This is a genomic window from Streptosporangium sp. NBC_01810 (assembly GCF_035917355.1).
Classification (GTDB): domain Bacteria; phylum Actinomycetota; class Actinomycetes; order Streptosporangiales; family Streptosporangiaceae; genus Streptosporangium.
The window spans coordinates 867,359-890,244 of sequence record NZ_CP109070.1 but is presented as its reverse complement, the minus strand read 5'-3'; the positions used below and the strand labels follow the sequence as shown (position 1 = coordinate 890,244).

General features: G+C 69.8%; 21 protein-coding genes and 2 tRNA genes. 5 read left to right on the top strand and 18 right to left on the bottom strand.

Going from position 1 to position 22,886, the window contains the following annotated elements; translation table 11 throughout:
• Positions 1-249 precede the first annotated feature (249 nt).
• Positions 250-1,449 (top strand): serine hydrolase domain-containing protein, encoded by a 1,200-nt coding sequence (locus OIE13_RS04145; RefSeq protein ID WP_326642723.1) that lies wholly within the window; start codon positions 250-252, stop codon positions 1,447-1,449.
• 301 nt (positions 1,450-1,750) lie between these two features.
• On the opposite strand, the gene OIE13_RS04140 is transcribed toward OIE13_RS04145, so the two are convergent.
• From OIE13_RS04140 to OIE13_RS04120, 5 genes are all read right to left on the bottom strand, one after another.
• Positions 1,751-1,823 (bottom strand) — tRNA-Ala (locus OIE13_RS04140).
• 19 nt (positions 1,824-1,842) lie between these two features.
• Positions 1,843-3,273, bottom strand: a complete 1,431-nt coding sequence (locus tag OIE13_RS04135; RefSeq protein ID WP_326642725.1) for an MFS transporter — start codon at positions 3,271-3,273, stop codon at positions 1,843-1,845.
• 220 nt (positions 3,274-3,493) lie between these two features.
• Positions 3,494-4,723 (bottom strand): CynX/NimT family MFS transporter, encoded by a 1,230-nt coding sequence (locus OIE13_RS04130; RefSeq protein WP_326642727.1) that lies wholly within the window; start codon positions 4,721-4,723, stop codon positions 3,494-3,496.
• 524 nt (positions 4,724-5,247) lie between these two features.
• On the bottom strand, positions 5,248-5,628 hold the full coding sequence (locus OIE13_RS04125) for a hypothetical protein (RefSeq protein ID WP_326642729.1): 381 nt from the start codon (positions 5,626-5,628) through the stop codon (positions 5,248-5,250).
• On the bottom strand, positions 5,625-5,987 hold the full coding sequence (locus tag OIE13_RS04120; RefSeq protein ID WP_326642731.1) for a hypothetical protein: 363 nt from the start codon (positions 5,985-5,987) through the stop codon (positions 5,625-5,627). Before OIE13_RS04120 ends, OIE13_RS04125 begins: the two co-directional genes overlap by 4 nt.
• Before the next feature lie 136 nt (positions 5,988-6,123).
• On the opposite strand from OIE13_RS04120, the gene OIE13_RS04115 reads away from it, so the two are divergent.
• The 3 genes from OIE13_RS04115 (at position 6,124) to OIE13_RS04105 (ending at position 8,180) form a co-directional block, all read left to right on the top strand.
• On the top strand, positions 6,124-6,621 hold the full coding sequence (locus OIE13_RS04115) for a DUF523 domain-containing protein (protein WP_326642733.1): 498 nt from the start codon (positions 6,124-6,126) through the stop codon (positions 6,619-6,621).
• A 494-nt stretch (positions 6,622-7,115) separates the two neighbouring features.
• Entirely contained in the window at positions 7,116-7,793 is a 678-nt protein-coding gene (locus tag OIE13_RS04110; RefSeq protein WP_326642734.1) for a response regulator transcription factor, read from the top strand.
• Positions 7,794-7,913: 120 nt separating this feature from the next.
• Positions 7,914-8,180 carry a hypothetical protein gene (locus tag OIE13_RS04105; RefSeq protein WP_326642736.1) on the top strand — a complete coding sequence of 89 codons (267 nt, stop codon included), beginning with the start codon at positions 7,914-7,916 and terminating at the stop codon, positions 8,178-8,180.
• Between the two features lie 86 nt (positions 8,181-8,266).
• Here the strand turns inward: OIE13_RS04105 and OIE13_RS04100 are convergent.
• From OIE13_RS04100 to nadD, 4 genes are all read right to left on the bottom strand, one after another.
• Positions 8,267-8,339: transfer RNA gene (locus tag OIE13_RS04100), tRNA-Ala, on the bottom strand.
• Between the two features lie 125 nt (positions 8,340-8,464).
• The gene (locus OIE13_RS04095; RefSeq protein ID WP_326642737.1) at positions 8,465-9,097 is read right to left on the bottom strand and encodes a histidine phosphatase family protein; all 633 of its coding nucleotides are present in this window, start codon (positions 9,095-9,097) and stop codon (positions 8,465-8,467) included.
• Entirely contained in the window at positions 9,094-9,501 is a 408-nt protein-coding gene (gene rsfS / locus OIE13_RS04090) for a ribosome silencing factor (protein WP_030924760.1), read from the bottom strand. The genes OIE13_RS04095 and rsfS overlap by 4 nt, the downstream gene beginning before the upstream one ends.
• A 406-nt stretch (positions 9,502-9,907) precedes the next feature.
• Positions 9,908-10,516 (bottom strand): nicotinate-nucleotide adenylyltransferase, encoded by a 609-nt coding sequence (gene nadD / locus OIE13_RS04085; protein WP_326642741.1) that lies wholly within the window; start codon positions 10,514-10,516, stop codon positions 9,908-9,910.
• A 74-nt stretch (positions 10,517-10,590) separates the two neighbouring features.
• Between nadD and OIE13_RS04080 the strand changes: the two genes are divergently transcribed.
• Positions 10,591-11,616 carry a M48 family metallopeptidase gene (locus tag OIE13_RS04080; protein WP_326829539.1) on the top strand — a complete coding sequence of 342 codons (1,026 nt, stop codon included), beginning with the start codon at positions 10,591-10,593 and terminating at the stop codon, positions 11,614-11,616.
• A 237-nt stretch (positions 11,617-11,853) separates the two neighbouring features.
• Here OIE13_RS04080 and OIE13_RS04075 read toward each other — a convergent pair whose 3' ends face one another.
• The 9 genes from OIE13_RS04075 to OIE13_RS04035 all read right to left on the bottom strand — a co-directional run bounded on the left by OIE13_RS04075 (position 11,854) and on the right by OIE13_RS04035 (position 22,822).
• Positions 11,854-13,662, bottom strand: a complete 1,809-nt coding sequence (locus OIE13_RS04075) for a serine/threonine-protein kinase (protein WP_326829538.1) — start codon at positions 13,660-13,662, stop codon at positions 11,854-11,856.
• Between the two features lie 222 nt (positions 13,663-13,884).
• Positions 13,885-14,076, bottom strand: coding sequence for a hypothetical protein (locus tag OIE13_RS04070; protein WP_326642747.1), 192 nt, complete (start codon positions 14,074-14,076; stop codon positions 13,885-13,887).
• A 235-nt stretch (positions 14,077-14,311) separates the two neighbouring features.
• Entirely contained in the window at positions 14,312-15,601 is a 1,290-nt protein-coding gene (locus OIE13_RS04065; protein ID WP_326642749.1) for a glutamate-5-semialdehyde dehydrogenase, read from the bottom strand.
• 18 nt (positions 15,602-15,619) lie between these two features.
• A complete protein-coding gene (gene proB / locus OIE13_RS04060; RefSeq protein WP_326642751.1) occupies positions 15,620-16,744 on the bottom strand; it encodes a glutamate 5-kinase in 1,125 nt (374 codons plus the stop codon).
• A gap of 57 nt (positions 16,745-16,801) precedes the next feature.
• Positions 16,802-18,154 (bottom strand): GTPase ObgE, encoded by a 1,353-nt coding sequence (gene obgE / locus OIE13_RS04055; RefSeq protein ID WP_326642753.1) that lies wholly within the window; start codon positions 18,152-18,154, stop codon positions 16,802-16,804.
• Positions 18,155-18,259: 105 nt separating this feature from the next.
• Complete coding sequence (rpmA, locus tag OIE13_RS04050) at positions 18,260-18,517, bottom strand: 50S ribosomal protein L27 (protein WP_030924780.1); 258 nt, start codon at positions 18,515-18,517, stop codon at positions 18,260-18,262.
• A gap of 19 nt (positions 18,518-18,536) precedes the next feature.
• On the bottom strand, positions 18,537-18,839 hold the full coding sequence (rplU, locus tag OIE13_RS04045; RefSeq protein ID WP_030924785.1) for a 50S ribosomal protein L21: 303 nt from the start codon (positions 18,837-18,839) through the stop codon (positions 18,537-18,539).
• A 334-nt stretch (positions 18,840-19,173) separates the two neighbouring features.
• The gene (locus OIE13_RS04040) at positions 19,174-21,945 is read right to left on the bottom strand and encodes an Rne/Rng family ribonuclease (protein ID WP_326642759.1); all 2,772 of its coding nucleotides are present in this window, start codon (positions 21,943-21,945) and stop codon (positions 19,174-19,176) included.
• Positions 21,946-22,042: 97 nt separating this feature from the next.
• The gene (locus OIE13_RS04035) at positions 22,043-22,822 is read right to left on the bottom strand and encodes a TIGR03936 family radical SAM-associated protein (protein ID WP_326642761.1); all 780 of its coding nucleotides are present in this window, start codon (positions 22,820-22,822) and stop codon (positions 22,043-22,045) included.
• Between the last annotated feature and the right edge of the window lie 64 nt (positions 22,823-22,886).

Sequence of the window (22,886 nt, the reverse complement as noted above, 5' to 3'; positions counted from 1 at the left end):
CCGAACTGTCAAGCATGAGAACCGAAGTTCACATACATGAACTTGCCGTACACTTTTGATCTACTATGCATATTTTTGATAATCAGTTTCACATATGTCCGATTTGCGGCATAAGCAGATAAAAGGGGCTCTCTAGTTCACATATATGAACATGCGTCTACACTCTTGACTTCGTGCCGCGCTGTGGGACAGCATCGCGCACATCGCTTCAATTACGGCGCGTCTCGTCGCCCGGAGAGGAACCGGCCCATGCAGACCGCGGCGAACCCCGCCTCCCACGGCCTCGACCCGTCAAGCCTGACCGCGCTCGACGAGCGGCTACGCGAGTACGTCGACCACGGCGTCCTGCCCGGCTGGCAACTCCTGGTGAGCCGGCACGGGCAGGTCGTCCACCGCCGCTCCCACGGCCTGGACGACCGCGATGACACGATCTTCCGGATCTACTCGATGACCAAGCCCATCACCTCGGTCGCCGCGATGATCCTCCACGAAGAAGGCCGCTTCGACCTGGCCGACCCGCTGGAGCGCTACCTACCGGCCTTCCACGACATGAGGATCTTCGCCGGCGGCGACGCGGACACCCCCGAGACCGAGCCCGCGCGGGGTTCCATCCAGATCCGTCACCTGCTCCAGCACACCTCAGGCCTGTCCTACGGCGCCTTCCTGGACCACCCGCTGGACGAGATGTACCGCGCCCGGGGCCTCGGCTCGCCGCAGCCGCCGGGCCGCGGCCTGGCCGAGCTCACCGACGCCTGGGCCGGGCTGCCGCTGTTGTTCGAACCCGGCACCCGCTGGAACTACAGCGTCTCCACCGACGTCCTCGGCCGCCTGATCGAGGTCGTCTCCGGGCAGGACCTGGACGCCTTCCTCGCCGAGCGCGTCTTCGCGCCACTGGGGATGACCGACACCACCTTCACCCCGACCACGGCGCAGCGCGCCCGTCTCGCCCGCCTGTACACCCCTGACGAGAGCGGCGACCTGGTCGAGCACGCCGAGGACACGGTGCTGAAGAGCTCCGGTTTCCTGTGCGGCGGCGGCGGGCTGCTGTCGACCATGGCCGACTACCACCGCTTCACCCAGATGCTGCTGGGCGGCGGCACCCTCGACGGCGTCCGCCTGCTGGACCGCCGCACGGTGAACCTCATGACCGCCAACCACCTGCCCGGCGGCGTCGATCTCGCCCAGGTCGCGGTGACGGTCCCCGACCCCGGCCGCTACAACGGCTTCGGCTTCGGCCTCGGCTTCTCCACCGACCTGGATCCGATCGCCCACGGCATCACCTGCGCCCCCGGCCAGTACGGCTGGTCCGGCGCGGCCGGAACGATCTTCCTCATCGACCCCCGTCACCATCTGACCGTGATCTTCCTGACCCAGCTCCTGCCCTCCCCCCACACCGCCGCCATCCGAACCCTCCTCAGCCATCTTCTGCACGCCGGGCTGGAGGACTGACCGGGAAGATCGAAAAAGGGCCTCGGGGAAATCCCGGGCCCCTTGCCGACCCGCGATCACACTGTGGGATGTTCACGAGTGGGCGTGACCTGGCCGAACCGGGCCCCCTGGAAGATCGCTTCCCGTGCGAGGAATGATCGTTTCCCGAACACCGCCGGCACCCTTCTTCGCGGTCGCCGCACCCGCTCGGACGAGCCCGCCGACGGCCTCACCGGCCCGGAAAAACGAGATCCCGTCCGGTCGAGGTGACCGGACGGGATCTCGTCAACTTCCTGCACGCCGCCTCAAGAACGGCCCACTGTGGAGCTATGGGGATTCGAACCCCAGACCTCCTCCATGCCATGGAGGCGCGCTACCAGCTGCGCCATAGCCCCTTGCGATGCAGATGAAATCTTAACCGACTTCAGATACCCCTCGCGCCATCATTCCGGACACGAGCGCGACGGCCGCCGACCCCAGGGCGCTCGCGGTGACGATGCCAAAGGAGATCACGTACGCGTCCCGGGACGGGACGGCGGTGCCGGCGATGGTCATGGTGGTGAGGAGCGCGGCGGTGGCGGCGCCGGAGAGGCTGCCGCCGATGGAGCGGACCAGGGAGTTGATACCGCTGGCGATACCGCTCTGGTCCATGGGCACGTGCTGCACGGCGAGCGCGCCCAGCGCGGCGTAGGCGATGCCGAAGCCCAGCCCCTGCACCGCGTTGGCACCGACCAACTGGAGTACCGAGTCGTTGAAGAGGGTGAACCAGCCGAATCCGATCGTGCACAGGCCCGCGCCGAGGGCGAGGGAGTAGGCGGGGCCGAACCGGGCCGAGAGACGGCCGGCCATGAAGGAGGAGAGCAGCATGGTCACGGTGCTGGGCAGAGCGTAGAGACCCACGTCGAGGACGGACCCTCCGAAGCCGTACCCGGCGGACGGGGGCGTCTGGACGAAGCTGGAGATCAGGGTGAAGGAGCCGAACATGGCGAAGCCCAGAAGCAGCGAGGCCAGGTTGGCAGGGAGGGAGTGGCGGCCGGCGAGCAGGTGGAGCCGTACCATCGGCGCCCGGAGCCGCAGCTGGCTGAAGGCCCACATGGCGCCGAATCCGCCCGCGCCCGCGGACAGCCCGATGACGGCTCCCGAACCCCAGCCCCAGTCGTTGCCCTTGGAGATCGCCAGCAGCAGGCAGGTGAGCCAGACGGACAGCAGTGCCGCACCGATGAGGTCGGGGCGGCCTCCGGCACCGGTTCCGCCGCCGGGGGCACTCAGCACGATGAGAACGGCCGCGGTCACGCCGAGCCCCGCGGTGATCCAGAAGACCGGGTGGTGGCTGGGGGTGCGGTCGGCGATCAGGCCGGTGACGATCATGCCGATGCTGCCGCCGACGCCCATCGTGGCGCTGACCACCCCGATGGCCGTCATGACCCTGGCGGGCGGGAAGGTGTCCTTGATCATGCCGATGGCCAGCGGGACCAGCGCCGCCGACGCGCCCTGCAGGGCCCGGCCGGCGATCAGCACGGGGAGGGAACCGGACAGGGCGCAGACCAACGAGCCCAGGACGAGCAGGCCGACCGTGAACAGGATCATCCGCTTCTTGCCGTACATGTCGCCGAGGCGCGACAGCAGCGGCGTGGCCACCGCGGCGGCGAGCAGCGAGGCGGTGAAGACCCAGGTGACCTCGGCCACCGACACACCGAAGGTGGCCATCAACCGGGGCAGCAGCGGGATGACCACGGTCTGCTGGACGGAGACGACCATCCCTGCCGCGGAGAGCGCCACCAGGGTCAGCCAGAGATGTCCGCCCTGCTGCGCGGTGTCCGGTTCGGCGACGATCGTTCCCGTCACTGCACGCTCCTTCGCTGCCGACTTCTGCTCTCGCATGGTAGAGCGCGGCAGTAAACAGCCGTTTACCGGGCTATGCCACACCGGAGGGCCGTGAATACGTCATCCGCCCTGCGGCCATCCGGCGAGCGGGCCCCCGGAGCCGCACTCGATCGCCTGACCGCTATGCCGGTGCGGTTTGCGCCGCCCCCGAGAGGGCGCAAGCCGCACCGGCACAGGAGACTCAGCGCGCGCGGACCCGCTCGTCCTCCAGGTATGCCGGCCGACCGGCATACCAGCCGGCCACGAACTGCACCGCGACCACCCCGAGCAGCAGCAGGAACGGCAGCGTCCAGCCGCCGGTCGACTCGTGCGTGAAGCCGATGACCAGGGGTCCGGCACCCGCGATGAGATACCCGGTGCTCTGCCCGAAGGCCGACAGCGCGGCCGTCGCCTCGGGGGTGCGGGTGCGCATGGCGAGCATGGTGAGCGCGAGCGGGAAGGATCCCATCCCGACGCCGACCAGGCTCGCGAAGAGCCACGCCAGGCCGGCGGGCGCGAGCCAGAGACCGAGGAAGCCGGCGGTGTAGAAGGCCACGAAGGCGGCGACCACCGGCCGCTGGTCGGAGAACCTCGACGCGACCCAGGGCACGATGAGTGAGACCGGGATACCGATCGCGGTGAAGACGCCCAGTATCAGACCCGCCTGCCCGCTGGTGTAGCCACCATCGATGAGGATCTTCGGCAGGAAGCCGAACATGATGTAGGCGACCATGCTCTGGGTGCCGAAGTAGGCCGCGACCGCCCAGGCCAGCCTGCTGCGGAGCAGGGCACGGGCCCCCGTTCCCTCGCCCGCGCCGCGCCGTTCCGGCTCACTGCGCGCGAGCGCAAGCCACGGAATGGCGGCGACGGCGGCGAGCGCCCCCCACACCCCGAGGGCAACGTGCCAGTTGCCGTCGGTGGCCCGCTGGATGGGCACGGTCGCGGCGGCCGCGAGCATCGTGCCCACCGCGAGGGCCGTGGTGTAGACGGTGGTCATGGTCCCGGCCCGGCCGGGGAAGTGGCGCTTGATCAGGCTGGGGATGAGCACGTTGCCCACCGCTCCGCCTGACAGCGCCAGGGCACTGCTGTAGAGGAACACCTCGGCCGAGTCCACCATCGAGCGGATGAGCAGGCCGGCGCCCAGGACGATGAGGGAGAGGAGCAGGAGGCGGTGCTCGCCGACCTTCCTGGCCAGCACAGGGGTCAGCGCGCCGACCGAGGCGAAGATGAGCACGGGGAGCGTGGTGAGCAGCCCGACTCCGAGGGCGGTCATGCCGAGGCCGGAGGTTATCTGGTCGAGAACCGGCCCGACGCTCGTGACGGCGGTGCGCAGGTTCAGCGCCGCGAGAACGATTCCCAGCACGAGCAGCCAGGCGAGCGAGCCTGTCGTTCCACCTGTGCGGCCCCTGGTCTGATGGGTTAGCACGCTCATGCGGGTTTCAGTCCTTCTCCGTGATTTCATCCAATCGTAGGATGATTGGCTGACCTCAACTTTAACAGGACTGAAACCGCTGTTTGTTCCTGACCGGCGCGGCGGACCGGAGGTGACCGGAAACCGCTGACAATGTGAAAGCCGAGCCACGCCCCCCTTTACAGGGCGTGGCCCGGCTCTCCCACGCACCGGCGCAACTCCGGCTCCGATGCCAGAGAACCCGGACAGTCCGGGCACCGGATGCCTGGGGTCACACCGGGCGAGCCTGCGTCAGACGTACGGCCCGGACCTGTCGTGCCGGTGCCGCCGACACGGACGCAGTGCTCGTGTCGGCCCCGGCACATCCCCGCGCCAGGCACCGGTCTCGCCGCCGCGCGACTCGATACCGAACCGTGCGGCACCGCGCCGCGTTTCCTCCCATCCCCAAGGACAAGGTTTCCACGCTGAAGGTATTTGCCGACCGTGCCTCCCTTGCGGTCTGGTCGGTTCGGGAGACGGACCTGCCCGGTGCGGGCCGGATCTAACTAGCGGCGCCGCAGAAGCCAGTAAAGCCCCAGGACCGGGAGCACAAGCGGAATGAAGAGGTATCCACTTCCGTAGCCCGACCAGACCGTGGCGCGCGGGAACGCCTCGGGGTAGACCATGCTGAGCGTGCCGACGATGAGCACCCCGGCCAGCTCGATACCGCAGGCGACCAGTGCCAGGGGCCGGTTCCCCCTGGCCAGCGCGACGGTGAGCACGATGTAGACGGCGGCGGCGAACGCCGACAGCCAGTAGGCCAGCGGGGCCTCCTGAAGGCGCGTCACGACCTGTACGACGGCGCGGGCCCCCGCGGCCAGGGCGAACACACCGTAGACCGCCACCAGCGCGCGGCCGGGTCCGCTGCCGATCGCCGGCTCGCTCACGGCAGTCCCTGCCAGATCTGGAGCAGCCGCCCGACCATGCCGGGGATCGCGAAGCCCGCCACCGCGATCACCGCGGGGCCCCAGCGTGAGCGCTCGCCGATCCCCCAGAAAGCCGCCACCGGCGGGATCACCACACTGCCCGCCAGGTAGCCGATGAGCGTGGCCGTCCCCGCCGGCCCCTCGCCCCTCACCATCGCGGCGATCACGAACCCGGCCTGGACGAGCAGCCCGAGTTCCAGCACTCCGAGCGCGATGAGGAGCGTTCTCCCCATCGCCCTGTTCCGCGCGGTGGTCAGGAGGCTGAACAGCCCGATCGCCAGAGAGAACAGGATCAGACCGGTTGCGAGCGGGCCGATCATCGAGACCTCAGGGGATCGAAAAGCATGGGCAGTAGGTTACTGCCCGCCCCCCTCGCCCTCCCTTTCGCGGCGCCTATTCTGAGGCCGTGGAAAGGATCCTGGTCAGTCTCCCTTTCGCGGCGCCTATTCTGAGGCCGTGGAAAGGATCCTGGTCAGTGCCTGCCTGATGGGGCGGAAGGTCCGCTACGACGGGGCCGCCAAGACGAGCGGCGACGCGCTGCTGGCCGCGTGGCAGCGCCAGGGGCGGCTCATCCCGTTCTGCCCGGAGGTCGAGGGCGGTCTGGCCGTCCCACGTCCCGCCGCGGAGATCGAGGGCGGCGCCGGCGGCACGGCTGTGCTCTCGGGGGCGGCCCGGGTGCTGACCGCGGAGGGCACCGACGTCACGGCAGCCTTCCTCGCCGGCGCTCAGGCGGCACTCGCCGTCGCCAGGTCCTTCGACGTGAAGGTCGCGATCATGAAGGAGAGCAGCCCCTCCTGCGGCAGCCTGACCGTCTACGACGGCACCTTCGGTGGCCGGCGCGTCCCCGGCCACGGAGTCACCGCGGCCCTGCTCGAACTGCACGGCATCGCGGTCTTCGGCGAGGATCGTGTCGCCGAGGCCGCCGCGCGGCTGCGCGAGATCGGCGAATCCTAGTATTCCCACAGGTCCGTGCGGCTCTCCCCACCGATGCAGAAGACCGCCGAGCCGTGCCGGATCCGGGCCTCGACGGGGACGGCGCCGATCGGGAGAGCCCGGTGTCCCGCGTGCGCACCGGCGCGGCCGTCCTCGACGGGGAACGGGCCGGCTGCGGCCTGGCGGTACCCCGCGCGGGCGGCGTGAGACGGGGTGCCGGGGTCCGGACAGGTGCCGAGGAGGCTGTCGGAACGCCGACGACCTGCGGCCCCGTCTGCGGCCCGTCGGCGCCCCCAGCGGGAGCCCGGAGTCTCCGGTACGGCCGGCGACGGCGTTGAGGGGCTCGATGCTCGCGTCCTCGAAGACCTCGCTGCGGAGCACGTCGCGGACGCCGAACCAGGCGACCGAGATCGCCAGGACGGTGGCCCCGCACCACACCGCTACAAACCCCAGCGTTTGCCGCACGTCACGGATTATTGCGTCATATGTCCCATAATTCACTACCGTTACATGACATGGCGACAGTTCTAGTGGTCGAAGACGACGAGTACGTACGATCCGCGATCATTCAGGAACTCAGCAGGCGCCAGCATGCCGTACGCAGCGCGGGACGTGCCCTCGACGCCCTGAGGGAGATCACCCAGAACCCCCCGGACGCGGTGGTCCTCGACCTCGGACTCCCCGACCTGGACGGGGCGGAGGCTCTCAAGATGGTCCGCAGCGTATCCAGCGTCCCCGTCATCATCGCCACGGCCAGGGACAACGAGGCGGAGATCGTCCGCCTGCTCCGGGCGGGGGCCGACGACTACCTGGTGAAGCCCTTCTCCGGCGACCACCTGAACGCCCGTCTGGACGCCGTACTGCGCCGGGCGCGGAGCGCGACCCCACCGCCGCTGCTGCGCGTCGGCGCGCTGTCGGTGGACCTGAACCGGCGCGAGGCCCACCTGGACGGCGCCCCCCTCACCCTCACCAGACGCGAGTTCGACCTCCTCGCCTACCTCGCCGCCCGCACCGACCGGGTGATCTCCCGCAAGGAGTTGCTCACCGAGGTGTGGCAACAGTCCTACGGTGACGACCAGACGATCGACGTCCACCTGTCGTGGCTGCGGCGCAAGCTCGGCGAGAGCGCGTCCTCCCCCCGCTACCTGCACACCGTACGCGGTGTGGGGGTCATGTTGATCACACCGCCGTGAGACGGACCCTGGCCCTGCACACCGTACGCGGTGTGGGGGTCATGTTGATCACACCGCCGTGAGACGGACCCTGGCCCTGCACACCGTACGCGGTGTGGGGGTCATGTTGATCACACCGCCGTGAGACGGACCCTGGCCCTGCTCACCGTCGCCGGGACCTCGATGATCGCCCTGGCCTTCCTGATCCCGCTCGGGCTCATCGTCAGGGAGATCGCCCACGGCCGGGCCATGGCCGAGGCCGAACGGCAGGCGTCGGCTCTGGTCCCGGTGCTGGCCATCACCGTCGAGGAGGCCCGGTTGACCCACGCGCTGCTCAGCACGGGCGCGCGGTCGGCCCGGCGAGGCGTGCCGAGATCCGCGGCGAGCGCGAACCGGACGGCATGGTGAAGCCATCACATCCCATGGCCGCTTGACACAAACGGCCATGGGATGTCTGACCTGCACCAAAGCGCAGGTCAGAGGCCATTTAACTGTGGAGCTATGGGGATTCGAACCCCAGACCTCCTCCATGCCATGGAGGCGCGCTACCAGCTGCGCCATAGCCCCTGGTCACCGCTTCGAGTGCTCTCGTCGCGGCGCTTGGGAAGCATATAAGGACACCGACATGTTCACCTAATCGACGGCCACACGGCCCGCGCCCGCCACCGGGGCGCAAGCCGCACCGTACGAGGTCACTCCTGGGTGGCCTCGGGGCTGTCGTCGCTGCTGACCGGCTCGGGGAGGGTCCCGGCGTTGTGCTCCAGCAGGCGCCAGCCCTTGCGCGACTCCTCCAGCACCGACCACGAACAGTTTCCCAGGCCGCCCAGGGCGGGCCAGAACTCCTGCGGCAGGTTCATGAGCCTGGCGATGCCGAGCCGGATCGCCGCCCCGTGTGAGGCGACGACGAGCAGGCCGTCGGAGTCGACCTGCGCCGCCCAGCGGCGCACGGCCGACGCCACCCTGTCGGCGACGTCGCCGACCTCCTCACCACCGGGCGCCTCCCAGGCGGCGAACTCCCGGGGCCACCCGGTGGAGATCTCCTGGCGGGTGAGCCCCTCCCACTGACCTCCACCCCGCTCACGCAGGTCCTTGTCGACCGCCACGTCCAGGCCGGTGACGCGGGCCAGTGCCGAGGCGGTGTCGAAGGCCCGTTGCAGGTCGGAGGAAACGATCATGCTCGGGCGGAGCGCGGCGAGCAGCGAGGCCGCGCGGGCGGCCTGTGCGATCCCGGTCTCGTCGAGCGGGATGTCGCTGTGCCCCTGGAAGCGGTGCTCGACGTTCCACAGCGTCTGACCATGTCTGAGACAGACGACGCGACGGCTCACTCAGCTACCGCCCCGCGGGCGCGCTGGGCGGCGACCTGGGTCACGCTGTCCGGCAGCGCGATGGAGGGGCAGTCCTTCCACAGGCGCTCAAGCGCGTAGAAGGTGCGGTCTTCCTCATGCTGGACGTGCACGACGATGTCGATGTAGTCCAGCAGGACCCAGCGGCCCTCGCGCTCGCCCTCGCGGCGGACGGGCTTGGCGTCGGCCTCGATCCGCAGCCGGTCCTCGATCTCGTCGACGATGGCGCGGACCTGGCGGTCGTTGGTGGCGGAGCAGAGCACGAACGCGTCGGTGATGACGAGTTGATCGCTCACGTCATAGGCGAGGATGTCATCGGCCAGCTTGTCCGCCGCCGCCTCGGCGGCGAGCCTGACGAGCTGAATGGATCTGTCGGTTGCTGTCACGGTTTGGGTCAGTCCTCCTGCTAGTCGGCGCTGTCACCTATCAGGGTGCCCGATTCGGCGCTCGTTGAAGAGCCACCGTTTGAACAACGCCTATCGTGTGCCACCCGATTCCGTGCCGCAAACGGATTGACGGCCTGATCGGGGGCGTCCTTCGCGGTCGGGGCCGCGCTTGCCGATCTCCGGTGGGACGGGCACGGGCCCGGACCGTTCAGCGATCAAGCCGGTTGAGCTGCGGATACTCGTCCCACGCAAACTTCTCGAATCATAGCGAAAATCAGCGAAACACGTCCTGATCCAAGCGGGATCCGACCTGATGAGAGGATTCGATCATGAATGCGGCTCTCGAACTTCCCGGAAATGCCCGAAGGCAGCGGAAGGATGATGCGAACGCCGGTCGGCCGCCCTCTCAATGGTAAAGACCACGTTTGTTGATGTACTGGACGATGCCGTCGGGGACGAGGTACCAGATGGGCTCGCCCGAGGCCACCCGCTCGCGGCACTCCGACGACGAGATGGCCAGCGCCGGGATCTCCACCAGGCTGACCTTGCCCTCAGGAAGGCCCGGGTCGTGCAGGACGTGGCCGGGCCTGGTGGCACCCACGAAGTGCGCGATGGTGAACAGTTCGTCGACGTCGCGCCAGCTCAGGATCTGGGCCAGGGCATCGGCGCCGGTGATGAAGTAGAGGTCGACGTCGGGCCCCCAGGCGGAGGAGATCTCCCTGAGCGTGTCGATGGTGAAGGTCGGTCCCGGGCGGTCGATGTCGACGCGGCTCACCGAGAAGCGAGGGTTGGAGGCGGTCGCGATGACCGTCATGAGATAGCGGTCCTCCGCCGCGGAGACGGTCCTGTCCGCTTTCTGCCAGGGCTGTCCCGTCGGCACGAAGACCACCTCGTCAAGGTCGAAGTGGTGGGCGACCTCACTGGCCGCGACCAGGTGACCATGGTGGATCGGATCGAAGGTCCCGCCCATGACGCCCAGGCGCCGCTTCCCCTGCCCGGTAGGCGCGTTCATCATGAAACGGACCATACGCGCAAGCCGTACAGAGCTTTTAATCACCCCCCGCGCGTGGCAGGCAGACCCGACGTAGCATGCCGGACATGACCACCACCCCGGATCGCAACCGTGTGCAGCTTCCCGGCATCAGCTCACGCGCCTACGAACATCCCGCTGACCGGTCCGCGCTGGTCGCCCTCCGATCGCTCAGCGGATTCGACACGGTGCTCAAGCAGATGTCCGGCCTGGTCAGCGAGCGCCGCCTGCGCCTGATCTACCTCGCCTCGGCCGTACGCACCGGTGACACGCAGTTCCGAGCGCTGCACGACATGGGCCGCGACGCGGCCTACACGCTCGACCTCCACCGCATTCCCGAGGTCTACGTGCAGCAGAGCCCGCTGGTGCAGGCGAAGGCGATCGGCTTCGACGACCCGTTCATCGTCGTCACGACCGGCCTCCTCGACCTGATGGACGAAGAGGAGCAGCGCTTCGTCATCGGCCACGAGACCGCCCACATCCTGTCGGGTCACGCGGTCTACCGCACCATGCTCGACGTCCTGACCCGTCTGGCCTCGCGCGTGGCCTGGATCCCGCTCGGCTACATCGGCCTGCGCGCGATCGTGGCCGGCCTGGAGGAGTGGCACCGCAAGTCCGAGCTCTCCGCCGACCGCGGCGGCCTGCTCTGCGGCCAGGACCCCGACGCGGCACTGCGCGCCCTGATGAAGCTCGCCGGCGGCTCGCGCCTGCACGAGATGAACATCGAGGCCTTCCTCGACCAGGCACGGGAGTACGACACCGCGGGCGACGTCCGCGACGGCCTGCTCAAGGTCCTCAACCTGCTGGGCACCACCCATCCGTTCGCCGTCTCCCGCGTCGCCGAGCTCGACAAGTGGCGCCGCGGCGGCGAGTACGACACGATCGTCGCCGGCGAATACCCCCGCCGCACCGACGACTCCAACGCGAAGATCTCCGAAGAGGTCAGGGCCGCCGCCCGTTCCTACCGTGAATCCTGGTCGCAGTCCCAGGACCCGTTCATCGGTGTCCTGCGCGACGTGGCCGAGGGTGCCGTCAACGCCGGGGAGCGCATCTTCAACCGCTTCTCCCGCCGCGATGGAAACTGAGGGAAGGTTCCGCCAGCGGGGTCCGGGTGACTGCCCCCGGACCCTTTCCTCTTTCCCTGAGCGTGGAGACCCCGAACCCTGGGCCCCGCCCCACGGATCCTGCCGTCCCTGGGCCCCGTCCCACGGATCCTGCCATGGCGAGGTTCGGTCGGCTGCCGCCTCGCGAGGCTGAGGACGGAGCCGCGGCGTGCCGCGGTGACCGCCGGCCACGCGGCGGGACACGGCCCTGACGGACCCCTACACGAGAAGGGCGATCACGCGTACGGCCGCGGAGCACAGGGCGACGAAGCCGCCCAGCACGGCGAGCGCGCGCAGGCCCTCCTTCCGGAGCTCGACGAGCCGGGTGCCGATCCGCTCGATCTCCCTGCCGAGTAGGCCGCCGCAGACGACGCCGAACACAACCCCGGAGGCGGCGACCGGGGCGGAGTGCAGCCACCACTCCGGCGGCAGCGAGCCACCGAGGGTAAGCCAGAGCGCGAGACCCGCGAGGGCGGCCGCCGGCAGCCCCGGCCAGACCAGGACGGTCAGCAACGAGACGGCGAAGATCACTGGGAAGCACAGCACCCGCAGGGCCACCCGGACCCTGGCCGACTTGCGCTTCCTGACCAGCCAGTGCCCGGCCCAGAGTGCGCGGGCCAGCGTGGCGAACAGGCCGGTGACGGCGAAGGTGGCCGGCGGCCAGATGACCGTGGCCACGACGCACGGCACGGCCAGCACGGCCAGCAGGAGCAGTGCCGCGTTACCCGTGGGCAGCGGCCCTGCCCGGCCCGGGGCCTGGAGTTCCCCGGCCGCGCCGCCGGATCGCCTTCCGCCCGCCTGGCGCCGGGTCGCCTTGCCGCCCGCGGAGGAGGGACGCCCGCCCCGCGAGGCCTCCCCCGCCGCGGAGGCCGGACGCCCGCCGCCGGGCACCTCAGCGGTCGGGGAAGCCTGACGCCCACCCCGTGACGTCTCCCCCGCCGCGAGGAGCGCTCGCCCCGCGCGGGGCGCCTCGCCTGAGGCGAGCGCCGCCCGCCCGCCGCGTGACGTGCCCTCCGAGGCGGCAGGAGAGCGTACGGCCCGCGCGGGCTCCGCGGAGCCGTCCGCCGGGGCGGGTGACCTCCCCCTGCCTGTCTCCGCCCTGGCCGGCCGGCCGCTCCTCGCGGACTCGTCGCCCTTGGCGCGGGGCTTGGAACGGCTCTCCCGCTTCCTGGCCGGGCCGGGCTGCTCCCCGGCGGGGTCGTCCGCCTTCTGGGCGGTCCCCGCCTCGCCCGGCACCACCCGGGCGAGGCGGCCGAGGCGTCCGGCGAGGAGGGCCGCGGTCGGGCGCTTGGCCGGCTCGCGGTGCAGGGCCGCGCGGATCAGGGGCAGCAGCGCGGCCGGGACCCCCTCAAGGTCGGCCTGGCCGTTGAGGATCGCGTACATCTGCGCCTCGACCGTGCCCCGGCCGAAGGTGGGCCGGCCGGTCGCGGCGAAGGCCACGGTGGCCGCCCAGGCGTGCACGTCCGCGGGTTCGCCCACGGGCTCGTCGGCGAACAGTTCGGGGGCGGCGTAACCGGGGGTGCCGAGGAAGGTGCCGGTCAGGGTGAGCCGGGTGGCGTCCAGGACGTGGGCGATGCCGAAGTCGATGAGGACGGGCTCGTCGTCCTCGTTGACCAGCACGTTGGCGGGCTTGAGGTCGCGGTGGACGACCCCGGCCGCGTGAATGATCGACAGAGCGGTGGCCAGCCCCTGCGCGAGGGTGAGCAGGCCGCCTTCCAGGGGACCGCCGCGCCGCACCCGCTCCAGCAGGGTCTCCCCTTCGATGTGCTCCATGACCAGGTAGGGCCGGTCGCCGTCGAGGTCGGCGTCGACGACTCGGGCCACATAGGGGCTCTCGACCCTGCGAAGGGCGCGGACCTCACGCTCCAGGCGCATCCGGGCCTCGGAGTCGGTGCCGACCATGCCGTGAAGGACCTTGAGCGCGACGTTGTCGCCACGGCGGCAGGTGGCGAGGTAGACCTCGCCCATGCCTCCTCGGCCGAGACGCTCCAGCAACGTGTAAGGACCGACCCGCCCGAGACGACCCATGTGACCTCCTGCGTCGGCCACATGGGTCAGGGACCGCTGCGCCTGTCGGGTCGCTCGCTACCGCTCGCTTCCCTGCTGTCCAGCCATAGGAGACCACACCATAGCGGGCGAGTGTGACGTTTTCCCGATGGCACGCCGGACTCCCGAAAAGATCGGCACGGCGGGGACGCGCACGTCCCCGCCGGCATTCTCAGGCTCGGGTCAGGTCGCGGGCGGGGCACCTCAGCGCCGGCGCCCGGGGTCGCGGGCCGGGTCTTCCAGCAGGTTGTCGAGCTTCGCGGTGGGTTCGGCCGACAGGTCGCGGCGCCGGGTGCGGCGCCAGTTGACATGCCCGCGGCTCTCCAGAAACAGCAGCAGCCGATCCACGCCAAAAAGAACAAAAGCTATGAAAAGGAATACAACTACGATTTCCATGAAGCCCAGTCAAACCATAAGCGACCGCTATCACACGGAGCGACACACCGTAACGCTCGGCAACCACCGAGGTCGCCGAACGAGATCCCCGACGAACCCCCCGGTATGCCGGCTTCACCATCATGTTCAGCGAAGCGAGGGGACCGCCGGGTTTACCCGGCGGCTGAATCACTTCCCGGTTACGGTTCCCGTGTTTGAAACGGTCAGGGCTTGGCCGTCGCCTACCTGGCCCCCTCTATCTCGGGCCGGTTTCGGCCGAGGCGAGGACCGTGCCCTCGCTGGTGCGCAGATGGCCCTCGCCGGTGTAGACCCACTTGGTCGAGGTCAGCTCCGGCAGGCCCATGGGGCCGCGCGCGTGCAGCTTCTGGGTGGAGATGCCGATCTCCGCTCCGAAGCCGAACTCCGCGCCGTCGGTGAACCGGGTCGAGGCGTTGACCGCCACGGCCGCGGAGTCGACCAGGGCGACGAACCTGCGGGAGGCGCTGACCGAGCGCGTGACGATCGCGTCGGTGTGGGCCGAGCCGTACTTCCTGATGTGCGCGACCGCGTCCTCCAGCGAGTCGACCACGGCGGCCGCGATGTCCAGCGAGAGATACTCCATCCGGAAGTCCTCCTCGTTCGCGGGCACCACGTCGCCGTACGCCGCGACGCGGGCGTCGCCGTGCACCGTGACCCCCTCCGCCGCCAGCGCGGCCAGCGCGCGCGGCACGAAGGCGTCGGCCACGGCCGCGTGCACCAGAAACGTCTCCGCGGAGTTGCAGACCGAGGGACGCTGGACCTTGGCGTTGATCAGGATCTGGATCGCCAGGTCGAGGTCGGCGTCGGCGTCGACATAGACGTGGCAGTTGCCCACCCCGGTCTCGATCACCGGGACCGTGGACTCCTCCACCACCGAATTGATCAGCGAGGCGCCGCCTCGCGGGATCAGTACGTCGACCAGGCCGCGGGCCCGGATGAGCTGCTTGACCGAGTCGCGGGTCAATCCGGGGACCAGCTGGACGGCCCCTGCGGGCACCTCGGTGCCCGCCAGCGCCTCCTGCATGATCCTGACGAGAACCGTGTTGGACTCGTACGCGCTGGAGGAGCCGCGCAGCAGGGTGGCGTTGCCGCTCTTGAGGCAGAGCGCCGCGGCGTCCACGGTCACATTGGGCCGGCCCTCGTAGATGATGCCGATCACCCCGAGCGGGACCCGGAGCTGGCGCAGCTCCAGCCCGTTGGGCAGCGTGTTGCCCCGGATCACCTCACCCACCGGGTCGGGAAGGTCGGCGACCTGGCGGACCGCCTCGGCGATCGCCTCTATCCTGGCCTCGTCAAGGCTGAGACGGTCGATCATGTATTCGGAGATCCCGCTCTCCCTGGCCTTCTCGACGTCGAGCGCGTTGGCCGCGACGATCTCGGCGGACCCGGCCACGAGCGCGTCTGCGATCACACGGAGCGCGGCGTCCTTCGGCGCCCTCGGCAGCGGGGCCAGCTCGGCGGCGGCCTCTTTAGCCGCCAGGGCTACCTTCAGGAAGTCCTCGGACATCTCGCGCTCCCAAAAGAACTAGTGGTGGAATTCCAGTATGACGATGTCGTCACGGTGGATGAGCTCTCGTTCGTACTCGGGCCCCAGGGTGGCCGCCAGTTCCCTGGTGGAACGGCCGAGCAGTCCGGGAATCTCCCCCGCGTCGAAGTTGACCAGGCCGCGCGCGACCACCTGGCCGAGCGGCCCGCACAGATCCACCGGGTCGCCCGCCGCGAACTCGCCCTCGACCGCCGTGACCCCCGCGGGAAGCAGTGACTTGCGGCGGCTCACCACGGCCTCGACGGCGCCGGAGTCCAGGTGGAGCCGGCCTCGGCCGGTGGTGGCGTGAGCCAGCCAGAGCAGGCGGGTGCCCGGGTGGCGGCCCTCGGGATGGAAATAGGTGCCGACATCGGCTCCCGCGAGAGCCTGGGCCGCGTGCGCGGCGGCGGTCAGCACCACGGGAACGCCCGCCCCTGTGGCGATCTTGGCGGCCTGAACCTTGGTGACCATGCCACCGGTGCCGACCGCGCCGCCCTTGCCGAGCTCGACCCCGACGAGGTCGGAGGGGCCGCGCACCTCGGTAAGCCGGCGGGCACCGGGGCGGCGGGGATCGCCGTCGTAGAGAGCGTCCACATCCGACAGCAGCACCAGCGCGTCGGCCCTGGTCAGATGAGCGACCAGGGCGGCGAGGCGGTCGTTGTCGCCGAAGCGGATCTCGTCGGTGGCCACGGTGTCGTTCTCGTTGACCACCGGGACGATGCCCAGCTCAAGCAGGCGTGCCAGCGTGCGCTCGGCGTTGACGTGGTGCGAGCGGCGCATCATGTCGTCGGCGGTCAGCAGCACCTGGCCGACCCGCAGGCCGTACCGGGCGAAGGAGGAGGTGTAGCGTGCCACCAGCACGCCCTGGCCGACCGAGGCCGCGGCCTGCTGGGTGGCGAGGTCGCGTGGCCGGGCGGGCAGGCCCAGCGGGCCGAGGCCCGCCGCGATCGCACCCGAGGAGACCAGCACGATCTGGGTGCCGGACTTCCGCCGAGCGCCGAGCACGTCCACCAGGGCGTCCACCCGGTCGACGTCGATCATTCCCTGCGGAGTGGTGAGCGAGGACGAACCCACCTTCACGACGAGGCGTGAAGCCGTACGGATCCGTTCGCGCGCAGAGTCCACGACACGCACCTTTCAAAGACGATCACTGGAAAGAACAGCGGGGTTCCCGGCACCGCGCTAACCGAGCCGGTTGTCCGATCCGCGCGGCCCCTGGCGCACGGCCTCGGCGTTGAGCGTCGGCTGCCAGTCGAAGATGTAGCCGTTCTCCATGGAACCGATGATCACTTCGGCCCCTGCCTTCGCCCCGGCCTTGGTGAGCTCCTCCTCGACGCCGAGCCGCTCCAGCCGGTCGGCCAGGTAGCCCACGGCCTCGTCGTTCGTGAAGTCGGTCTGGCGGATCCACCGCTCCGGCTTGGCCCCGGTGACCTGGAAGGTGTCCTCGTCGACCCGGCGGACGGCGAATCCCGTGTCCCCGTGCTGCCTGGGCCTGATGACCAGCCGGGTCGGCTCGGGGACCGGAGCGGCGGCCCTGGCCGCGGCGACCATCTCCCCCATGGCGTAGGTCAGCTCCTTGAGCCCCTCATGGGTGGCCGCGGAGATCGAGAAGACCCGCAACCCCCGCTCCTCGAGCATCGGCCCGACGATGTCGGCCAGATCGCGGGCGTCGGGCACGTCGGACTTGTTGAGCACCGCCAGGCGCGGCCGGTCCTCCAGCTTGCCGTACGCCGCGAGCTCGGCCTCGATCGCCTCGTAGTCGCTGACGGGGTCACGGCCCGGCTCCATCGTGGCGCAGTCGATCACGTGCACCAGCGTGTTGCAACGCTCGACGTGGCGCAGGAACTCGTGCCCCAGGCCCTTGCCCTGCGAGGCGCCGGGGATCAGGCCGGGGACGTCCGCGACCGTGAAGACGGTCGCGCCGGCGGTGACCACTCCGAGGTTGGGTACCAGCGTGGTGAACGGGTAGTCGGCGATCTTCGGACGGGCGGCGGAGAGCGCCGCGATGAGAGAGGACTTGCCCGCGCTGGGGAAGCCGACCAGCGCCACGTCGGCGACGCTCTTCATCTCCAGCATCACATCGCGCTCGTCGCCCGGCTCACCGAGCAGCGCGAAACCGGGGGCCTTGCGCTTGGTGGAGGCCAGCGCGGCGTTGCCGAGCCCGCCGTGCCCACCCTCGGCGATCACATAGCGGGTGCCCGCGCCGATCAGGTCGATGAGGACCTCACCCGTGTCGGCGTCCTTGACCACGGTGCCGTCGGGAACCGGGATGACGATGTCGGGACCGTTGGCGCCGTCGCGGTTGGCGCCATGTCCCTGCTTGCCGTTGTCGGCCTTGCGGTGCGGGCGGCGGTGGTACTCCAGGAGCGTCGCCGTGTTGGCGTCCACCTCCAGGATCACGTCGCCGCCGCGGCCGCCGTTGCCCCCGTCCGGGCCCCCCAGCGGCTTGAACTTCTCCCGATGGACAGAGGCGCAGCCGTTTCCCCCGTCACCGGCCTTGATGTGCAGGACCACCTGGTCCACAAAGTCCGGCATGTCTACTTTCCTACCTCTATCTACGGGAACTTCGACGAAAAACGCGAACAGGGGTGGACCGCTGAATGCGATCCACCCCTGCGCTCAACGTCTGTCGGTGCGAATCTACTCCGCGACCGGAACGATGCTCACCGCGCGGCGCCCGCGCTTGACGCCGAACAGAACGTGGCCTGCGGCCAGCGCGAACAGCGTGTCGTCACTGCCACGGCCAACGTTGTCGCCGGGGTGGAAGTGGGTGCCACGCTGACGAACGATGATCTCGCCGGCGTTGACCAGCTGACCACCGAAGCGCTTCACACCGAGCCGCTGGGCGTTGGAGTCGCGGCCGTTCCGAGTGGACGACGCGCCCTTCTTGTGTGCCATCTCGCAAAACTCCCGAAACTCAGGCCTGGTCGATGCCGGTGATCTTCACCTGGGTGTACCGCTGGCGGTGACCCTGGCGCTTCTTGTACCCCGACTTGTTCTTGTACTTCAGAATCCGGATCTTCGGACCCTTGGTCTCACCGAGAATCTCGGCGGCAACCGTGAACTTGCCCGCCTCGGTGGTCACGTCGCCGTCGTTGACGACGAGGACCGTCGGCAGCGAAACCGTGGAACCGACCTCGCCGGCGACCTTGTCCACTTCAAGGACGTCACCGACGGAGACCTTCTGCTGCCTGCCGCCGCAACGAACGATCGCGTACACCGCGGAACCCTTCTTCTGACTGCTTGCTCGCTGGATGCTGCGCCCCGCATCCGGCTATGGTCATTGATGACGTACCGGGTAGGCGCGCGAACAGGGCGCGCCATGAGCGCACCGGTTCACCAGAGTACCGGATTGACGGTGTCCTGGTCGAACCGGGCGGAACGTCGGGGGTGCCGACCCCAGGTCCTGCTCCTTGGATCTTCTGCCTGCCTTGGTCACCCAGGCGGGGCCTCCGCGGCGGCTTCGTCACCCATAACACGCTATGAGCTCCTCTTCCGCCTTGCGAGACACCACCCGGCAGACCCTCGCCACGGCAAGATCTGCGGGACAGGACCTACTCGGCCGGCCTGGCCTTGCGGGAGCGTCTCCGCCCCCGGCCAGAAGCCTGTGCTGCCTGACCGTCCTCATTCTGGACGCCGTCAAGCGCATCGGTCACCGTATCACGACCCGACTGGTCACCGGCCGCCACAGCCTGGCTACCGTCCTTGCCGAGTTTCTCCGCGACGGCCTTCTCGACCGCCATCTTGCCCTGCGTGCCCCGCGGCTCCGGCTTGCCCTCGACCGGCTCGGCCGAGACGTGCAGGCCACGTCCGTTGCAGCACTCGCAGACCGTGGAGAACGCCTCCAGGAGGCCCTGACCGACCCGCTTGCGCGTCATCTGGACCAGGCCGAGGGAGGTGACCTCGGCGACCTGGTGCTTGGTACGGTCGCGGGCCAGGCACTCCAGCAGCCGCCTCAGCACCAGGTCCCGGTTGTTCTCCAGCACCATGTCGATGAAGTCGATGACGATGATGCCACCGATGTCGCGCAGCCTGAGCTGGCGGACGATCTCCTCGGCCGCCTCCAGGTTGTTGCGGGTGACGGTCTCCTCAAGGTTGCCGCCCTGGCCGGTGAACTTGCCGGTGTTGACGTCGACCACGGTCATGGCCTCGGTCCTGTCGATCACCAGCGAGCCACCACTGGGCAGCCAGACCTTGCGCTCCATCGCCTTGGCGATCTGCTCGTCGATCCGGTAGGCGGCGAAGACGTCGCCGCCCTCCTCCCACCTGCTGAGGCGGCCGGCCAGGTGCGGGGCGACGTAACGGACGTACTCATCGACCGTCTCCCATACCTCGTCTCCCGCGACGACCAGCGAGGCGAAGTCCTCGTTGAACACGTCCCGGACCACCCGGACCGTCAGGTCCGGCTCGGAGGAGAGCAGCTCCGGCGCGCTGGCCGACTTGGCCTTGCGCTGGATGTTCTCCCACTGCGCCGACAGCCTGGCCACGTCGCGGCTCAGTTCGTCCTCCGACGCGCCCTCGGCGGCCGTGCGGACGATGACCCCGGCGTTCTCCGGCATGACCTTCTTGAGGATGCTCTTGAGGCGGGTGCGCTCCTTGTCGGGGAGCTTGCGGCTGATCCCGGTCATCGAGCCGTCGGGCACGTAGACCAGGTAGCGCCCAGGAAGGCTGATCTGGCTCGTCAGGCGGGCGCCCTTGTGCCCCATCGGGTCCTTGGTGACCTGCACCAGCACCGACTGGCCCGACTTCAGCGCCACCTCGATCCGCTTGGGCTGCCCCTCCAGCCCCGCGGTGTCGAAGTTCACCTCTCCGGCGTACAGCACCGCGTTGCGGCCCTTGCCGATGTCGACGAACGCGGCCTCCATGCTCGGCAGGACGTTCTGCACCTTGCCGAGGTAGACGTTGCCCACGTACGACTGGCTCGCCTCGCGGTTGACGTAGTGCTCGACGAGGACGCCGTCCTCCAGCACCGCGATCTGGGTGCGCCCGCCGGTACGACGGACCACCATCACGCGCTCGACGGACTCCCGGCGGGCCAGGAACTCCGACTCGGTGATGATCGGCGGACGCCTGCGGCCGAGCTCACGCCCCTCGCGGCGGCGCTGCTTCTTGGCCTCCAGGCGGGTCGAGCCGCGCACACTCTGCACCTCGTCCACCGAGGTGCTGCGCCCGGCGCGGGGCGCGCGAATGCGCACCACGGTGTTCGGCGGGTCATCCGGGACCTCGCCCGTCTCATCGGTGCCCCTGCGCCGCCTGCGGCGACGCCGGCGCGAACTGCCGCTCTCCGAGTCGTCGTCCTGCTCGGCCTCGGGCCTGTCCTCTTCCTCCGGCTCGGCCTCGGTCTCCTCGCTCTCGTCGAGGTCGCGCGTCTTGCCACGGCCCCGACCGCCCCTGCGGCGCCGACGCCGACGGCCACCGGCGTCGTCGTCCTCTCCGTCCGTGTCGTCGTCCTCGGGCTCCTCGGCGATCTCGGCCTTCGCCACGGCCGGCTCGGGCTCCGGCTGCGGCGCGGGAGGCTGGACCGGCGCGGGCCGGGCGGCGGGCTGCGTGGCCCGCTGCGGGTCGGGGGCCTGGAACAGCGGCTGGAACACCGCCGCGGGCGCCTGGAAGGTCACCGAGGGCACCTCGGAACGTTCTTGGGCGACCAGCCCGAAGGGGTCGGCGAACAGCCCCGGCCGCCGTCCCTCGGCGACCTCCTCGACAACGTCCTCACCGGCGGGCTCGTCATCGAGCGGCTCGTCGGCGGGCATCTCGAGCAGCAGCTCCGCCTCGACCTCCTCCGCCACGGCCGTGGGCACGTTGTCGGCGACCTTCTCGGCCTCGGCCGGCGCCTCCCGTACGACCGCCTTCTTGCGCGTACGAGTGCGCTTGACAGGGGCGGCAGGCGCCTCCTGCGGCGCGGGCTCGGCGAAGGGCTCCTGAACGGCGGCGGGCTCCGCCCCGGCGATCCCCGTCTCGACAGGCTCGGCGACCGGTTCGGCCGCCTTCTTCGCACGACTACGCCGCGCGGTGGTGGCGACACCGTCCGTCGTGGCGGCCTTGCGCCTGATGGCGCGCTTGGGCGCCATCTCCTTCATCTCCGCCGCCGCCTCCGCGGACTCCGCCGCGGGCACGGCCGCACCGGCCGGCGATGGTTCCGGCGAGGTGTCGGACGCCGCCCGAGGTGCGGGTGCCGACACGACCTCGGGAACCGAATCCGGCTCCTCCGGCGGAGGGCCGGCAGGTCGGCTCGCGGCCCTGCGCCGGGGCGCCGGTGGCTGCGTCTCTTCTGTTGTCGTATCCCCGCCGAGGCCGTTGACCTCGGCGTTGGGCTCGTTGTCGAGCATGCGGGCGCTCTCCCGTTCAGCTCCCGGGCGCGTCTCCGCGCCGCGCGGGAGCTCTCGTCTCTCACTGTCCGCCAGGCTCATAGCCCGGCGCCAAGTCCTATATGTCGCCGCCGACGCGCCTGCCCACCGGTTCCGTCTCGCCGCCGCGCGTAATGTCGCGGTCCAGGCCGAACGGATCAGCGGGCTCACCGGTGCGAACGTCCAGCGGGCCCTGCGCCAGCCTGGTCACCTCGGGGGGCACCGGCGGCGCGAAGTCAGCCACAAGACGCAGTCCAGTGAGAACGTCGTCGGGTCGAACGGCAGGAGTTGCGTGCCGTACAACCATGCGAAGTATGACACATGGCCGACTGGACGCCTGACCTGCTGTTGTCCCTTTGCCCTCAAATGCCGCGAGGCTCAGCACCGCCTCCCGCGCGTCGAAACGTCGTATCCCCTTCTTGGTAAGGCGTTCGACCTCGACGTGATCGGTGGCGACGAATTTCTCAACCGCGACCCCGGTGAGGGCGAGATCGGCCTCAGGCAGCCGAAGTTCCCACGCCGAGCACTCCATCTGGTCGGCCAGGCTCGCGGGGCCCGCCTCCACGACGTCGAGCACGTCGAGACCGGGCGGCAGCGAGGCGTCCAGAGCGGCTCGCAACCACTCCGGGTCACACTCCCGAGTCACGCTGATCTCGAGGTATTCGGCCTCGCTGGCCACCCCGGTGGGGGCGGCCCCTCCCACATAGGAGATCTTCGGGTGGGGCGAGAAGCCCGCGCTGAACGCCACCGGGACATCGGCTCGCCGGACCGCCCGTTCAAGGGCCCGGGAGATGTCGCGGTGGCTGGTGAAGCGCAGGCGGCCGCGCTTGGCGTAGCGCACACGAAGGCGCTGCACCACTGGCGCGGGCGGCGGCCCGTCAGGAGCGGGTTTCAGGGTGGTGTCGTCCTTTCAAAGTCGTGGT

Coding starts and splice junctions, on each gene's coding strand:
- nadD (WP_326642741.1), bottom strand. CDS start 10,516: ATGATGAACGCGCCTACCGGGCAGGGGAAGCGGCGCCTGGGCGTCATG.
- OIE13_RS04145 (WP_326642723.1), top strand. CDS start 250: ATGCAGACCGCGGCGAACCCCGCCTCCCACGGCCTCGACCCGTCAAGC.
- OIE13_RS04080 (WP_326829539.1), top strand. CDS start 10,591: ATGCCGGACATGACCACCACCCCGGATCGCAACCGTGTGCAGCTTCCC.
- OIE13_RS04070 (WP_326642747.1), bottom strand. CDS start 14,076: ATGGAAATCGTAGTTGTATTCCTTTTCATAGCTTTTGTTCTTTTTGGC.
- obgE (WP_326642753.1), bottom strand. CDS start 18,154: ATGCCGGACTTTGTGGACCAGGTGGTCCTGCACATCAAGGCCGGTGAC.
- OIE13_RS04040 (WP_326642759.1), bottom strand. CDS start 21,945: ATGCTCGACAACGAGCCCAACGCCGAGGTCAACGGCCTCGGCGGGGAT.
- rpmA (WP_030924780.1), bottom strand. CDS start 18,517: ATGGCACACAAGAAGGGCGCGTCGTCCACTCGGAACGGCCGCGACTCC.
- OIE13_RS04130 (WP_326642727.1), bottom strand. CDS start 4,723: ATGAGCGTGCTAACCCATCAGACCAGGGGCCGCACAGGTGGAACGACA.
- OIE13_RS04075 (WP_326829538.1), bottom strand. CDS start 13,662: ATGGGTCGTCTCGGGCGGGTCGGTCCTTACACGTTGCTGGAGCGTCTC.
- OIE13_RS04120 (WP_326642731.1), bottom strand. CDS start 5,987: ATGATCGGCCCGCTCGCAACCGGTCTGATCCTGTTCTCTCTGGCGATC.
- OIE13_RS04065 (WP_326642749.1), bottom strand. CDS start 15,601: ATGTCCGAGGACTTCCTGAAGGTAGCCCTGGCGGCTAAAGAGGCCGCC.
- OIE13_RS04110 (WP_326642734.1), top strand. CDS start 7,116: ATGGCGACAGTTCTAGTGGTCGAAGACGACGAGTACGTACGATCCGCG.